The sequence below is a fragment of the Methylobacterium sp. P1-11 genome (assembly GCF_008329595.1).
Lineage (GTDB): Bacteria > Pseudomonadota > Alphaproteobacteria > Rhizobiales > Beijerinckiaceae > Methylobacterium.
The window spans coordinates 23,267-36,972 of sequence record NZ_NPKS01000023.1; the positions used below are offsets into that span (position 1 = coordinate 23,267).

Below are 13,706 nucleotides of genomic sequence, written 5' to 3' on the forward strand. Positions count from 1 at the left end.
GATGAGCGGATACGATCTCGACGCGGGCGATGCCCCGCCGGTGCCGCTGCCGGAGGCGAAGCCCTCACGGCTCGCGCGCTGGCGGGACTCCGACCTGCTGGCGAACTTTTTGCGCTCGAAAACCGCTGTGGCGGCGCTGATCGCCACGGTCCTGATGGTCGCACTCGCCTTCGCGGCCCCCCTGGTCGCCCCGCAGAACCCGTACGACCCGGCCCAGCTCGACCTGATCAACTCCAACCTGCCGCCGATCTGGCAGGCCGACGGTCAGGCGCCCTACTATCTCGGCACCGACGACCAGGGCCGGGACGTGCTCTCGGCTGTGCTCTACGGCCTGCGCCTGTCGCTGATCGTCGGCGTGCTCGGGGTGCTGACCTCCGGCATCCTCGGCATCGCGCTCGGCCTGATCGCCGGCTACGCGGGCGGGTTCCTCGACACGCTCATCATGCGGGTCGCCGACGTGCAGCTGACCTTCCCGGCGATCCTGATCGCCCTTGTGGTGGACGGCGTCGCCAAGGCGAGCTTCGGCAGCGCCCTCGATGTCGGGCCGCTGATCGGGCTGATCGTGGTCTCGATCGGCCTGTCCTTCTGGGTGCAGTACGCCCGGACCGTGCGCTCCTCCGTGATGGTCGAGAAGGGCAAGGACTACGTCCAGGCGGCGCGGCTGATCGGCCTGTCGCCGCCGGTGATCCTGGTCCGCCACGTCCTGCCGAACGTCACCGGCCCGGTCTTCGTCATCGCGACGATCAACCTGGCGCTCGCCATCATCACCGAGGCGACCCTGTCGTTCCTCGGCACCGGCCTGCCCGAGACCATGCCATCGCTCGGCACGCTGATCCGCACCGGCAACCGCTTCCTGTTCTCCGGCGAGTGGTGGATCGTCGCCTTCCCCGGACTGGCGCTCGCCGGGCTCGTGATCGCCATCAACCTCCTGGGGGATTGGCTGCGCGACGCGCTCAATCCGAAGCTGCAATGACCGAAACCATCCTCTCCGTGCGCGACCTCACGGTCGCCTTCGACACCCGCCGCGGGCCGCTCACCGCCATCGACCGCGTCTCCTTCGACATCGGCCGCGGCGAGATCCTGGGAGTCGTCGGCGAGTCCGGGGCCGGCAAGTCGGTGACCGGCTCGGCGGTGATCGGGCTGATCGACCGGCCCGGCCGCATCGCCGGCGGCGAGATCCGCCTGCGCGGCGAGCGCATCGACAACCTCTCCCCCGAGGCGATGCGGCGGGTGCGCGGCAAGCGCATCGGCATGATCTTCCAGGATCCGCTGACCTCGCTCGACCCGCTGTTCCGGGTCGGCGACCAGATCGTCGAGACCCTGCGGACCCACACCGACCTGTCGGGCCGGGCCGCCCGCAGCCGCGCCATCGACCTCTTGGCCGAGGTCGGCATCCCGGCACCCGAGCGGCGCATCGACGGCTACCCGCACGAATTCTCCGGCGGCATGCGCCAGCGGGTGGTGATCGCGCTCGCGCTCGCCGCCGAGCCCGAGCTGATCATCGCGGACGAGCCGACCACGGCGCTCGACGTCTCGGTCCAGGCCCAGATCATCACGCTGCTGAAGCGCCTGTGCCGCGAGCACGGTACCGCGGTGATGCTGGTGACCCACGATATGGGCGTGATCGCCGAGGCCGCCGACCGGGTCGCGGTAATGTATGCCGGGCGGGTGGCCGAGATCGGCCCGGTCGCCTCGGTGATCGCCAAGCCCCACCACCCCTACGCGGTCGGCCTGATGGGGGCGATCCCGACCCTGTCGCAGGAGGCCGACCGGCTCAGCCAGATCCCCGGATCGATGCCGCGGCTCACCGCCATCCCGAAGGGCTGCGCCTTCAACCCGCGCTGCCCGAAGGTGTTTGCCCGCTGCCGCGTCGAGCGGCCGGAGCCGGTCCCGGTCGATGCGAGCCGGGTCGCCTGTCACCTGTACGATGCAGCGGAGCGCGCAGCGTGAGCGCCTACGTCGAAGTCACCGACCTGCGCCGCCGGTTCGACGTCTCGAAACCCTGGCTCAACCGGGTGATCGAGCGCGAGCCGCGCAAATTCCTCACGGCGGTGGATCGGGTCGGCTTCACGATCGAGAAGGGCGAAACCTTCGCGATCGTCGGCGAGTCCGGCTCCGGCAAATCGACCGTGGCCCGGATGGTGGTCGGCCTGCTGCCGCCCTCGGCCGGCGAGGTGACGATCACCGGCGTCTCGATGACTGATCCGCGCCAGGCCGCGGCACGCCGCCGCCTGCGAGCGCGCATCCAGATGATCTTCCAGGACCCTTACGCCTCGATGAACCCGCGCTGGCGGGTGGGCAAGATCATCGCCGAGCCGATCCGGGCCTTCAACCTGATCCAGGGGGAGGCGGCGATCCGCGCCCGGGTGGCCGAGCTGCTCGGCTTGGTCGGCCTTCACGCGGATGACGCCAAAAAGTACCCGCACGAATTCTCCGGCGGGCAGCGCCAGCGGGTGGCGATCGCCCGGGCGCTGGCGAGCCAGGCCGAGTTCCTGGTCGGCGACGAGCCGACCTCGGCGCTGGATGTCTCGGTGCAGGCGCAGATCCTCAACCTGATGCGCGACCTGCAGGACCGGCTGGGGCTCACCTACCTGTTCATCTCCCACAACCTCGCCGTGGTCCGGCACATGGCGACCCGGGTGGGAGTGATGTATCTCGGCCGCCTCGTGGAGGTCGCGTCCGCGCGGGACCTGTTCGCCGCACCCCGCCACCCCTACACGCGGATGCTCCTCGACGCGGTGCCCGACCTCGCCCATGTCGGCCGCGCCCGGGTGCCGGTCTCCGGCGAGATCCCGAACCCGATCGACCCGCCGCCCGGCTGCACCTTCAATCCGCGCTGTCCGCTGGCCAACGACCGGTGCCGGACCGAGGTGCCGCCCCTCCTCGACGGCGTCGCCTGCCACGCCGTCGAGGAGGGGCGAGCCTGACCAGGCCTGCACCCGGACAATCCTCCGGGCGCGGCGATCCCGCCTGACGGGGACGAACGGTCCGTCCCGGTCTCCCGGAGGGACGTCAGGCCGCCCGGACCGTGGCGAGGAAGCCGGACACCTCGGAACCGAGCTGCTCCGACTGGCGCGACAGCTCGGAGGCGGCGGTGAGGACCTGCGACGAGGCGGCACCGGTCTCGCTGGCGGCCCGCGTGACGCCGCCGATGCTGGCGGTGACCGATTGGGTGCCCTGGGCAGCCTGCGTGACGTTGCGGACGATCTCCTGGGTCGCCGCGCCCTGTTCCTCCATGGCGGCGGCGACGCTGGCGGCGATCTCGCGCAGTTCGGTGATGGTCGCGCCGATCGACTGGATGGCCGCGACGGCCTCGCGTGTCTCGCCCTGGATGGCGGTGACCTGAGCCGAGATGGTTTCCGTTGCCCGCGCCGTCTGCGAGGCCAGTTCCTTGACCTCGCCGGCGACGACGGCGAAGCCGCGCCCCGCCTCGCCCGCGCGGGCGGCCTCGATCGTGGCGTTGAGGGCCAGCAGGTTCGTCTGCGCGGCGATCCCGGAAATCAGGCCGACCACCGCGCCGATCTTCTCGGCGCCCTCGGCCAGCCCGCGCACGATCGTGCTCGACTGGGCGGCATCCGCGGCGGCCCGCTCGGCCATCGCGGTGGAGCGGGCGACCTGCTGGGCGATCTCGCCGATGGAGGCTGCCATCTCCTCGCTCGCCGCCGCCACGGTCTGGACGTTGGCGGAGGTCTGCTCGGCGGCCGAGGCGACGTTCATGGACTGCCCCGCCGTCTGATCGGCCGTGCGGCTCATCGTCTGGGCGGTCGCCTCCATCTCGGTGGCCGCCGAGGACAGGCTGTGCGTGAGCTGCGTGACCTGGGTCTGGAAGGCGCGCGTCGCATCGTCCAGTACCTGGGCACGCCGCATCTTCGCGGCATTCTCGATCGCGGCTGCGGCATCCGCGTCCCGCTTGGCGATCATCGCTGCCTTGAAGACCTCGACGGCCCGGGCCATCCCGCCGATCTCGTCCCCGCGCGCCGCCCCCGTGACGGGCGCCTCGAGCTCGCCGGTGGCGAGGCGGCTCATCGTCGCCGTCATGCCGCCCAGCGGCCGGATGACCTGCACGACGATCGTGTAGACGCCGTAGGCGATGCTGAGCGCCGCGAGGACGAGGGCGGCGAGCAGCGCGAGACGCGACCAGCCCGCGGTCGTCTCGGAGCGATGGAACTCCGTCTCGGCTTCACGGACCTGCAACGTGGTCAGGTTGCTCAGCGTCGCGGTTGTGGCCTGCATGTTCTTCAGCAGATCCGCATGCGGCGTCTCGAAATCCGAAGCGGCACCGGCGGCGAGACGCTTGAGGATCTCGGCGGCGATCGCGTCATTCCGGTCGATCCGCCCCTTTAGGTCCTTGGCGAGGATTTCTTCCTCCGGGGTCAGGTAGGTCGCCAGATAGGCCGACCATTCCGCGTGCAGGTTCGACAGATCCCGCTCGATCTTCTCCTTGGCCCGAACCGGTTCGATCTGCTTGCTGCGCAGCAGGCGCGAGACGTCGATCAGGTCGTCATAGGCGTCGCGAATGATGCTGAACTGCCGGAGACAGATCACGCGATCGTCGAACACGGTCTTGAAGCTCTGATGGCTCCAATGAAGCGCGAGATTGCCCATGGTCGCGCAGCCGAGCAGGAGCAGGCCCATGACGGCCAGGAGTGCGAGCAGCCTCAGTTTGATGGTCATCGTGGTCGGGTGGCCTCTCGGGGCGGTGGCTTCCGAGCCCGCAAGCGCCAGCGGCGTCCATGCGGATATATCGGACTTTGCCCCGAGATGGGCCATGATGATTAAAGTTCAGTCGAGCATGGCAGCGAATTTCCATATCAGCGTCAAATGTCGAGCTAATGTGATCGCAGCGTCGACCAGATCTCTTAATTCTACCTCAAGTCGTTTTTTTGGAAAAACATCAACCGCAGGCGAGTGATGTCCTGCAACGATTTCAGTCGCGGAGCCCGCCATGGTCCGTGATCGCCGAGGTTCACGGGCGGACGGCCGTACGTGTCATCGGCCCCACGCGAGGGGTTGATCGCTCACGCGTCCCGCCACTCCGAGAAGGTCGCGGCCTGTCCCACCGTCGTGCCGTGCCGGTCGAGCTGCCAGACCACCGCCTGATCGATCCAGAACCGCCGTCCGTCCTTGGCGATCCGCAGGCCGCGATAGCCGCGGCTGAATCCGTCCCGGGTGACCGCGTCGAGGAGCCGCTGTCGTTCGGCCCGCTCGGGCGCTTCAGCCGAGAGCCGCGAAGGCAAGCCGACGAGTTCGTCCCACGCGTAGCCGAAGCAGGCCTGGGCGGTCCGGTTGGCGTAGACGAAGCGCGGATCCGCGCCGCCGTCATGGGCGAGGACCGCGAAGGGGGCCTGTGCGTAGAGCCAGTCCGCATCCGCAGCGGCCGGCACCAGCGCTTCGCCGAGCCGCCGCGCGTAGCTGCCGGTGAGCAGGGCGAAGAAGTCCGGGTCGTGCGAGAGATTCGTCATGATCCGCTACAGGACTGGGTCCGCGTCGATGCGCATGCGCAGGATCGCGTAGGGCGGCTGCTGCAGGTCCCGGCCGCGGTTGAATTCCGGCCGCCGGTTGACCTGGGCGGCCGAGATATAGAGCCATCTGTCCGGGGTGATCCAGAAGGTGTCGGCCCAGACCAGTCGATCATCCGCCGCCAGCACCTCCACGGTGCCATCGGGCAGGCGCCGGCCGACCGCGTTGTGCTCCTGCAAGCTGAGGTAGATCCGGTCCCTGGAATCGGTGGTCAGCCCGCCGGTCATGCCCTTCTCGCCGAGGTCCCGGACCGCGGCCGCCACGGCCGCGTCCGGGACGTCCGGGTCGCGCAGGGCCGCGGTCTCGACCGCGTAGAGGCGCCGGCTCATCAGCGGCGCGTAGTACAGGCGGCTGCCGTCCGGGCTGATCGCGATGCCGTTGGCGCCGCCCTTGGGGCTCTTCTCCGGCGCGTCGCCCTTCCGCTCCATTACGGGGCGCCGCTCCACGAACTTGACCAAGCCCTCCTCCGACCGCGTGCTGGCATGGTCCGCGAGGCGCCGCAGCACCTGCCCGGTGTCGAGGTCGACCACCAGGATCGCACCCGCGCCCGCCTGGCCCTGGTCGGTGACGTAGGCCAGCGCCCGCCCGTCACGCACATCGACCCGCAGGTCGTTCAGCGAGGAATCCGGCACCACGCCCGCATCCAGAGGAATCGCCCGGCGGATGCTGTTCCGGCCGATATCGATCGCCAGGATCTTGGCGCCGCCCGGCACCGGCCGGCCCTTGCCCTCCGGCAGCCCGGCATCCAGCACCCAGAGGGTGTCGTCGCGGTCGAAGACGCCGTTGGGGACGTGGAACAGCGATGTCTGCGGCGCCTGCGGATCCGGGCGGTTGGTCGTCGCGTCCGGGTAGGGCTTCACCGATCCGTCGGGCAGCACCTCGCCGAGGGTAATCGCCTCCGCGCCGGTGAAGCGCGGCATCATCACGAAGATCCGCCCGCCCCGCGCGATGGCGAGGCCCGTGGGGGTCGAGGGCGCGTCCGCGCCGATCGCCAGTTCCAGCGTCCCCACCGGACGGCTCGTTGGCGGCGGCGGCGTCGCGGCGCGCGCCGCGGGGGCGGCGAGGGCCACGAGACCCGTTCCGAGCAGGCGGCGGCGGTCGAGGCGCATGGGGATCCTGTCGCGGCGATCGTCGGGGCGCGAGCCTGGGCGCGCCGCTCAACCTGTGGGGATGCCGGCCCAACGCGCAGGTCCGACGCACGATCCCGCATTGCGGGGTCGCGGCCCGTATCTGGCGCGTCCGTCGATCGGAAGCCGCCTATGGGCGGTCCACAGGCCTGGGCGCGCAGCGCTGGCCCCGGCCCGCAGCATCACGCTAAGCACGGGCGTGCAGGGCTTCGATTCGGCGCCGCACGGGCCGCTCCCCGGGCTCGCGCTATGGAGAGGTGAGACATTCATGGATCCCGAAGGATCCGAAACGGTGCCGGAGACCGCGCTTCGGAACGCCGGGCCGCTGCGGGTCCTCGCCCTGGCGGTGCAGAAGGGCGGGACGGGCAAGACCACCCTGGCGGCCTCCCTGGCTGTCGCCGCCGCGGAGGCCGGCGAGCACGTGACGGCGCTCGATCTCGACCCGCAGGGCTCCCTGGCCGGCTGGGGCGCCCTGCGAACCAGCGAATCGGTGGCGGTCGACCGGGTCCAGCCCTGGGAGATGGGCCAGCTCTCGGAGATCCTCGGCATCCTCGCCGATCAGGGCACGACGCTCGCCGTCCTCGACACCGCCGGCAGCGCGTCCGGCCTCGCGCCCGCCCTGAAGGATGCCGATTTCGTCCTGATGCCGGTCCGTCCCTCCCGGCTCGACATCGTGGCTGCCCGGCCGACGCTCCAGGCCCTCGTCGGCCTCGGCCTGCGGGAGCGGCTGGCCCTGGTGCTGAACCAATGCCCGCCGCCGCCCTCGCCGCGCACCAGCGCCTACGCGGCGCAATTGCGGGCCCTGGGCGTCCTGGCCGAGCCCGGCATCATCCACCGGGTCGACCACCAGGATGCCCTGGCAACTGGCCTGGGCGTCACTGAATTCGCCCCCGGCAGCCAGGCTGCCGAGGAAGTCCGGTCACTCTGGGCCTGGATCGACGGGAAGATGCGGGCGGCCCCCGCCCGCCGAAATCAGCCCTGACCGAGATCAGCCTTGGCCGAGATCAGCCTTGGCCGAGGGCCGCCAGGATCCGCGCCCAGGAGCGCGTGCCCTTGTGGAAGCTCGTCAGGTCGTACTTCTCGTTGGGCGAGTGGATGCGGTCGTCGTCGAGGCCGAAGCCGATCAGCAGGGTGTCGCGCCCCAGGATCCGCTTGAAATCGCCGACGATCGGGATCGAGCCGCCCGCCCCGACGGTCACCGCCGGCACGCCCCACTCGTCCTGCAGCGCCGCCTTGGCGGCCCCGAGCTGGGGCATGTCGAAGGGCAGGCTGATCGCCCGCGAGCCCTTGTAGGTGATGACCTCGACCGTGCAATCCGCCGGCACGCGCGCCCGCACGAAGGCCTCGAACCGCTCGGCCAGGAGCTTCGGATCCTGGTCGTCCACGAGGCGGAACGAGACCTTGGCGGAGGCGGTGGAGGCGATCACCGTCTTGGTGCCCTCGCCGGTGTAGCCGCCGATGATGCCGTTGGCGTCGCAGGAGGGGCGCGACTGCACCAGCTCGATCGGCATCCGGCCGCGCTCGCCCGCGGGCTCCTTGAGACCGATCGGGCCCAGCAGCGTCTCGGGCGTCAGGCCGAGGCCGCGCCACTGCTCCAGAACCTCGGGCGGGCGCTCGTGCACGCCCTCGTAGAAGCCCGGGATCGTCACCCGCCCGTCGGCGTCGTGCAGGTCGGCGATGATCTTCGACAGGACGTGGATCGGGTTGCGGGCGGCGCCGCCGAAGAAGCCCGAATGCAGATCGCGGTCGGCGCAGGTGACTTTCACCTCGAAATAGGCGAGGCCGCGCAGCGACGAGGTGATGGCCGGGGTCTTCCGGTCCCACATGCCGGTGTCGCAGACCAGCACCACGTCGCAGCCGAGCCGGTCGCGGTTGGCCGCGACCCATTCGGGCAGGCCCTGCGAGCCGCTCTCCTCGGCGCCCTCGATCAGGATCGTGACGCCGCAGGGCAGCTCGCCGTGCATGGCGATATAGGCCCGGCAGGCCTCCACGAAGGTCATCACCTGACCCTTGTCGTCGGAGGCGCCGCGCCCGACGATCTTCTTGCCACCTTGCCCGTCGTCGGCGATGTGCGGCTCGAACGGTGGCGTCTTCCACAGGTCGAGCGGATCGACCGGCTGCACGTCGTAATGGCCGTAGAACAGGACGTGCGGCGCCCCGGGCTTCGGCCGGTGGGCCAGCACGACCGGGTGGAGCGAGGTCTCCTCCACGGAGGTCTCGAAGCCCAGAGCGGTCAGGTCCTGGGCGAGCCAGGCGGCGGCCTCGCGGCAATGCCTGGCATAGGCCGGATCGGTGGAGATCGACGGGATCCGCAGGAAGGCGAACAGCCGCTCCAGGGCGTTCTCCAGATCCGTGTCGATGTCGTTGAGGATCGCGTCGAGCGCGGCCATCGGGGGCTCCGGGGTGCGGCGTGGACTCTGCGGGGACGAGCGTTACCCGAGGCGCGGCCGGCGCGGCAATGTCCGATCTGCGGCGCCGGGGTGCCGGAGGGCTGCGGGAGGCCCCAAGCGGAACAGGGACAGATTGGAATTGTTATCGACCGAATGGCCGGCCGGCACCCGCGCGCCGCCCCCGTCGCCGCTCCCTCTGCTTCCCGTCCGGCCCCGGCCGGCCCAGACCGTGGACGACACCATGCGCCTCGAGACACAGCCGCCGGTTTCGGCGGACACGCCCATCGGCATCACGCTCACGATCAACGGGCAGCAGCGCGAACTCCAGGTCGCCCCGTGGACCACGCTGCTCGACCTGCTGCGCGAGCGGCTCGACCTCACCGGCACCAAGAAGGGCTGCGACCACGGCCAGTGCGGCGCCTGCACGGTCCTGGTGAACGGGACCCGGGTCAATTCCTGCCTGACGCTCGCGGTGATGAAGGACGGGGCCGAGATCACCACGGTCGAGGGCCTCGCCGGCCTCGGCGACCGGACCGGTAGCAACGCCCTCCACCCGATCCAGGCGGCCTTCATCGAGCACGACGCCTTCCAGTGCGGCTACTGCACGCCGGGCCAGCTCTGCTCCTCAGTCGGTCTGATGAACGAGGGCCACGCCCACACCCGCGATGAGATCCGCGAGGCGATGAGCGGCAACATCTGCCGCTGCGGCGCCTACACCAACATCGTCGACGCCATCGAGGACGTCATGCAGGGAGGCGCCCGATGAACCGCTTTGATTACGTCCGCGCCGGCACGGTGGCGGAGGCGGTGCAGGCCTTCAGGGCCGGGGCGCGCTTCATCGCCGGCGGCACCAACCTGATCGACCTGATGAAGTACGAGGTCGAGAAGCCCGGCCGGCTGATCGACATCACCCGGTTGCCCCTCGACCAGATCGAGGACCATGCCGACGGCCTGCGGATCGGCGCGCTCGCCACCAACGCCAAGGTTGCCTACGACGACCGGGTCGCGGCGCGCTACCCGCTGCTGCGCAACGCCATCCTGGCCGGCGCCTCGGCGCAGCTGCGCAACGCGGCCTCCACGGGCGGCAACCTGCTGCAGCGGACCCGCTGCTACTATTTCTACGACGTGGCCACGCCCTGCAACAAGCGGGAGCCCGGCTCCGGATGCTCGGCGATCGGCGGGATGACCCGCATCCACGCGATCTTCGGCACGAGCGAGCATTGCATCGCCACCCACCCCTCCGACATGTGCATCGCGCTCGCCGCCCTGGAGGCGAAAGTGCAGGTGAGCGGGCCGCAGGGCGACCGCTCGATCCCGTTCTCGGAGTTCCACCGCCTGCCGGGCGACACGCCGGAGCAGGATACCAACCTCGCCCCCGGCGAGATCATCGTCTCGGTCGACCTGCCGGAGAGCCGCTTCCCGCAGCACTTCACCTACCTGAAGCTGCGCGACCGGCTGTCCTACGCCTTCGCGCTGGTCTCGGTGGCGGCGGCCCTCGAACTCGACGGCGACACGGTGAAGACCGCCCGTCTCGCGCTCGGCGGCGTCGCCCACAAGCCCTGGCGCAACCGCGAGGCCGAGGCCCTTCTGGAGGGCAAGCCCGCGGCTCGCGAAACCTTCCAGGCGGCGGCCGACCTCATCGTCGCCGAGGCGAAGCCCCAGGCGACGAACGGCTTCAAGATCGATCTCGCCCGGCGGGCCATCGTGCGCGGCCTCGAACAGGCCGCCGCCGGCACGCCCCAGTCGCTCAGCGACAAGCGCATCCAGTAGGTCCTGCCATGACCCAGACCTTCAGCTCCACCGGCCGCGACACCTTTGTCGGCACCCCGCGCAGCCGCATCGACGGACCCGCCAAGGTCACCGGCCTCGCCAAATACGCGGGCGAGTTCGCCGCCCCCGATCTCGCCTACGGCTATGTCGTGTCGAGTTCGATCGCCAAGGGCCGGATCACCGCCATCGACTCCGCCGAGGCCGAGGCGGTGCCGGGAGTCCTGAAGGTGCTCACCCACGAGAACCGGCCGCGCACTGCGTGGCGGGACAAGAACTTCCAGGATCAGGTGGCGCCCCCCGGCTCGCCGTTCCGCGCCCTCTACGACGACCTGATCGTGTTCAGCGGCCAGCCGGTTGCCCTGGTGGTGGCGGCGGATTTCGAGACCGCGCGCTACGCTGCCTCCCTGGTCCGGGTCAGCTACGAGACCCAGGAGCCGGGCACCGATCTGAGGGCCTTGCGCGGCACTGCCTACGACCCGCCCTACAACCGCCAGGGCATCAAGCCGCCGCCGGAGCCCTGGGGCGACGCCGACGCGGCCTTCGGCGGCGCGGCAATCCGCGTGCAGGGCGAATACAGCCTCGCCGACGAGCACCACAATCCGATGGAGCCGCACGCCTCCACGGTGGTGGTGGAGGAGGACGGGACCTACACGGTCTACGACAAGATCCAGGGCGTCTCGAACAGCCATCAGTATCTGACCAACGTGTTCGGCCTGAAGCCCGATCAGGTGCGGGTGCTCAACCCCTATCTCGGCGGCGGCTTCGGCTCGGGCCTGCGCCCGCAATACCAGCTGTTCCTGGCGATGCTGGCCGCGCAGGAGCTGAAGCGCTCGGTGCGGGTGACCCTGGCCCGCGACCAGATGTGGAGCTTCACCTACCGGTCCGAGGCGCTGCAGACGATCGCGCTGGGCGCCGCGCCGGACGGGACCCTGACGGCTCTGCGGCACGACGCTGTCCAGGGGACCTCGCAGTACGAGGATTACCAAGAGGTCGTCGTCAACTGGTCGGGCGTCCTCTACCGTTGCGACAACGTCGCCCTGGGCTACCGGCTGGTGAAGCTCGACACGCCGACCCCGGGCGACATGCGTGCCCCCGGCGCGGTCACCGGCGTCTTCGCCATCGAGACCGCCATGGACGAGCTCGCCTACGCGACCAAGCTCGACCCGATCGCCCTGCGGCTGAAGAACTACGCCGAATCCGACGCCACCGCCGAGGGCAAGCCCTTCGGCTCGAAGGAGCTGCGGCGCTGCTTCGAGCTCGGCGCCGAGCGCTTCGGCTGGTCGACGCGCAACCCCGAGCCCCGCTCCACCCGCGAGGGACGGGAGCTGGTCGGCTGGGGCGTGGCCACCGGCATCTGGGAATCGATGATGATGCAGTCGAGCGCCATCGCGACCCTGACGCCGGACGGCCGCCTCACGGTGGGCAATTCCACCGGCGATATCGGCACCGGTACCTACACGATCCTCACCCAGATCGCCGCCGACACCCTCGGCCTGCCGATGGACGCGGTGACGACCAAGCTCGGCGACACCCGCCTTCCCGAGGCTCCGGTCGCGGGCGGGTCCTGGACCGCGGCCTCCTCGGGGACCGCGGTGATGAAGGCCTGCCGCAACGTCGGCGCGCAGGTGTTCAAGCTCGCCCGCGCCATGGAGAACTCGCCGCTCGCCAATGTCGATTTCGACCGGGCGGTGTTCGCGGACGGGCGCATCGCGGTGGCGGGCGACCCGGGCCGCAGCGTCGCGATGGTCGATGTCCTGCAGGCGGCCGGCGTCGACAAGATCGAGGCGGTCGAGGAGGCCGGGCCCGACAAGGACTTCAATCAGAAATACGAGGCCTACACGCACTCGGCGATATTCGCGGAGGTGAAGGTCGACGAGGAGCTGGGTCAAGTCCGGGTGACCCGGGTCGTCTCGGCGATCGCGGCCGGCAAGGTGCTGAACCCGAAGACCGCGCGCAGCCAGATCCTAGGCGGCGTGGTGATGGGGATCGGCTCGGCCCTGGAGGAGGAGTCGATGCTCGACCACCGCATCGGCCGGTTCATGAACCACAATCTCGGCGAGTACCACGTGCCGGTGAACGCCGACATCTACGACATCGACGTGATCTTCGTGGACGAGGAGGACAAGGCGAACCCGCTGGGCGTGAAGGGGCTTGGCGAGATCGGCATCGTCGGCGTCGCGGCGGCGATCACGAATGCCGTGTTCCACGCCACCGGCAAGCGGGTGCGCCACCTGCCGATCACCCCCGACAAGCTGCTCTGACTTCGCGCCCCGCGAGCCGCCACGCCCAAGGCCCGGCGGCTTCGCCGTGTGCGTCTCCGTCATCGCGAGCGGAGCGAAGCGACCCGGGGAAGCGCGCCTTCGGCCGGTAGGGCGCTCGTGGATTGCTTCGCTCCGCTCGCAAAGACGAGCGTGCGCCCGGAACAGTAACAGCACGAGGTCCCGGTGAGCCACCTGCTGCAATCCTGGCGCTTCTGGGCGTTCGCTGCCGCGGGCTTCGCGGCGCTCACCGCGATTCTCGCGAAGGTCGGCGTCTCCGGCGTCCAGTCGGATGTCGCGACCCTGGTGCGGACCGCCGTGATCCTGATCTTCGCCGGGGCGATCGTCGTCGGCTCCGGTCAGTCGGGCGGCCTCGCGCAGATCTCCGGCCGCAGCCTCGTCTTCCTCATCCTGTCGGGGCTCGCCACCGGGGCATCGTGGCTCTGCTACTTCCGGGCGCTGTCGCTGGGTGAGGCCGCCCGGGTCGCGCCGATCGACAAGCTCAGCGTCGTGCTGGTGGCGATCCTCGGCGCCACCTTCCTCGGCGAGACCCTCAGCCTCGCCGCCTGGATCGGTGTCGGCCTGATCGCCGCCGGGGCCGCCCTCGTCGCGTCCGGCTGGTGAGGGCATGCGCGCTGGCG

The 13,706-nt window shown here is 70.4% G+C and carries 12 protein-coding genes; 8 read left to right on the forward strand and 4 right to left on the reverse strand.

All coding sequences use genetic code 11. From position 1 onward, the window contains the following. Window position 1 precedes the first annotated feature (1 nt). The 3 genes from CIW48_RS21640 to CIW48_RS21650 are packed head-to-tail and all read left to right on the forward strand — an operon-like array spanning window position 2 to window position 2,927. Window positions 2-973 (forward strand): ABC transporter permease, encoded by a 972-nt coding sequence (locus tag CIW48_RS21640; protein WP_149312611.1) that lies wholly within the window; start codon window positions 2-4, stop codon window positions 971-973. Beyond that, entirely contained in the window at window positions 970-1,950 is a 981-nt protein-coding gene (locus tag CIW48_RS21645) for an ABC transporter ATP-binding protein (RefSeq protein WP_149312612.1), read from the forward strand. Before CIW48_RS21640 ends, CIW48_RS21645 begins: the two co-directional genes overlap by 4 nt. Beyond that, window positions 1,947-2,927: an oligopeptide/dipeptide ABC transporter ATP-binding protein gene (locus tag CIW48_RS21650; RefSeq protein WP_149312613.1), complete on the forward strand. Its 981-nt coding sequence runs from the start codon at window positions 1,947-1,949 to the stop codon at window positions 2,925-2,927. The genes CIW48_RS21645 and CIW48_RS21650 overlap by 4 nt, the downstream gene beginning before the upstream one ends. A gap of 85 nt (window positions 2,928-3,012) precedes the next feature. On the opposite strand, the gene CIW48_RS21655 is transcribed toward CIW48_RS21650, so the two are convergent. The 3 genes from CIW48_RS21655 to CIW48_RS21665 form a co-directional block, all read right to left on the reverse strand. Then, window positions 3,013-4,674 (reverse strand): methyl-accepting chemotaxis protein, encoded by a 1,662-nt coding sequence (locus tag CIW48_RS21655; RefSeq protein WP_149312614.1) that lies wholly within the window; start codon window positions 4,672-4,674, stop codon window positions 3,013-3,015. Window positions 4,675-5,018: 344 nt separating this feature from the next. After that, entirely contained in the window at window positions 5,019-5,462 is a 444-nt protein-coding gene (locus CIW48_RS21660; RefSeq protein WP_149312615.1) for an MEKHLA domain-containing protein, read from the reverse strand. 6 nt (window positions 5,463-5,468) lie between these two features. Next, entirely contained in the window at window positions 5,469-6,629 is a 1,161-nt protein-coding gene (locus tag CIW48_RS21665) for an L-dopachrome tautomerase-related protein (protein WP_149312616.1), read from the reverse strand. A gap of 286 nt (window positions 6,630-6,915) precedes the next feature. Between CIW48_RS21665 and CIW48_RS21670 the strand changes: the two genes are divergently transcribed. Next, window positions 6,916-7,629 (forward strand): ParA family protein, encoded by a 714-nt coding sequence (locus tag CIW48_RS21670; RefSeq protein WP_149312617.1) that lies wholly within the window; start codon window positions 6,916-6,918, stop codon window positions 7,627-7,629. A gap of 22 nt (window positions 7,630-7,651) precedes the next feature. Here CIW48_RS21670 and CIW48_RS21675 read toward each other — a convergent pair whose 3' ends face one another. After that, window positions 7,652-9,037 carry a M20/M25/M40 family metallo-hydrolase gene (locus tag CIW48_RS21675; protein ID WP_149312618.1) on the reverse strand — a complete coding sequence of 462 codons (1,386 nt, stop codon included), beginning with the start codon at window positions 9,035-9,037 and terminating at the stop codon, window positions 7,652-7,654. A 241-nt stretch (window positions 9,038-9,278) separates the two neighbouring features. On the opposite strand from CIW48_RS21675, the gene CIW48_RS21680 reads away from it, so the two are divergent. The 4 genes from CIW48_RS21680 to CIW48_RS21695 all read left to right on the forward strand — a co-directional run bounded on the left by CIW48_RS21680 (window position 9,279) and on the right by CIW48_RS21695 (window position 13,689). Next, on the forward strand, window positions 9,279-9,803 hold the full coding sequence (locus tag CIW48_RS21680; protein WP_149312619.1) for a (2Fe-2S)-binding protein: 525 nt from the start codon (window positions 9,279-9,281) through the stop codon (window positions 9,801-9,803). Then, window positions 9,800-10,807, forward strand: coding sequence for a xanthine dehydrogenase family protein subunit M (locus CIW48_RS21685; RefSeq protein ID WP_149312620.1), 1,008 nt, complete (start codon window positions 9,800-9,802; stop codon window positions 10,805-10,807). The genes CIW48_RS21680 and CIW48_RS21685 overlap by 4 nt, the downstream gene beginning before the upstream one ends. 8 nt (window positions 10,808-10,815) lie before the next feature. After that, entirely contained in the window at window positions 10,816-13,068 is a 2,253-nt protein-coding gene (locus CIW48_RS21690; protein ID WP_149312621.1) for a xanthine dehydrogenase family protein molybdopterin-binding subunit, read from the forward strand. Window positions 13,069-13,251: 183 nt separating this feature from the next. Continuing rightward, window positions 13,252-13,689, forward strand: coding sequence for an EamA family transporter (locus tag CIW48_RS21695; RefSeq protein ID WP_091785102.1), 438 nt, complete (start codon window positions 13,252-13,254; stop codon window positions 13,687-13,689). The last annotated feature ends 17 nt before the right edge of the window (window positions 13,690-13,706 follow it).

What these genes read in the sequence shown, in the direction of transcription:
- CIW48_RS21640 (WP_149312611.1), top strand. Translation starts at nt 2, where the DNA reads ATGAGCGGATACGATCTCGACGCGGGCGATGCCCCGCCGGTGCCGCTG.
- CIW48_RS21645 (WP_149312612.1), top strand. Translation starts at nt 970, where the DNA reads ATGACCGAAACCATCCTCTCCGTGCGCGACCTCACGGTCGCCTTCGAC.
- CIW48_RS21655 (WP_149312614.1), bottom strand. Translation starts at nt 4,674, where the DNA reads ATGACCATCAAACTGAGGCTGCTCGCACTCCTGGCCGTCATGGGCCTG.
- CIW48_RS21660 (WP_149312615.1), bottom strand. Translation starts at nt 5,462, where the DNA reads ATGACGAATCTCTCGCACGACCCGGACTTCTTCGCCCTGCTCACCGGC.
- CIW48_RS21665 (WP_149312616.1), bottom strand. Translation starts at nt 6,629, where the DNA reads ATGCGCCTCGACCGCCGCCGCCTGCTCGGAACGGGTCTCGTGGCCCTC.
- CIW48_RS21670 (WP_149312617.1), top strand. Translation starts at nt 6,916, where the DNA reads ATGGATCCCGAAGGATCCGAAACGGTGCCGGAGACCGCGCTTCGGAAC.
- CIW48_RS21675 (WP_149312618.1), bottom strand. Translation starts at nt 9,037, where the DNA reads ATGGCCGCGCTCGACGCGATCCTCAACGACATCGACACGGATCTGGAG.
- CIW48_RS21680 (WP_149312619.1), top strand. Translation starts at nt 9,279, where the DNA reads ATGCGCCTCGAGACACAGCCGCCGGTTTCGGCGGACACGCCCATCGGC.
- CIW48_RS21685 (WP_149312620.1), top strand. Translation starts at nt 9,800, where the DNA reads ATGAACCGCTTTGATTACGTCCGCGCCGGCACGGTGGCGGAGGCGGTG.
- CIW48_RS21690 (WP_149312621.1), top strand. Translation starts at nt 10,816, where the DNA reads ATGACCCAGACCTTCAGCTCCACCGGCCGCGACACCTTTGTCGGCACC.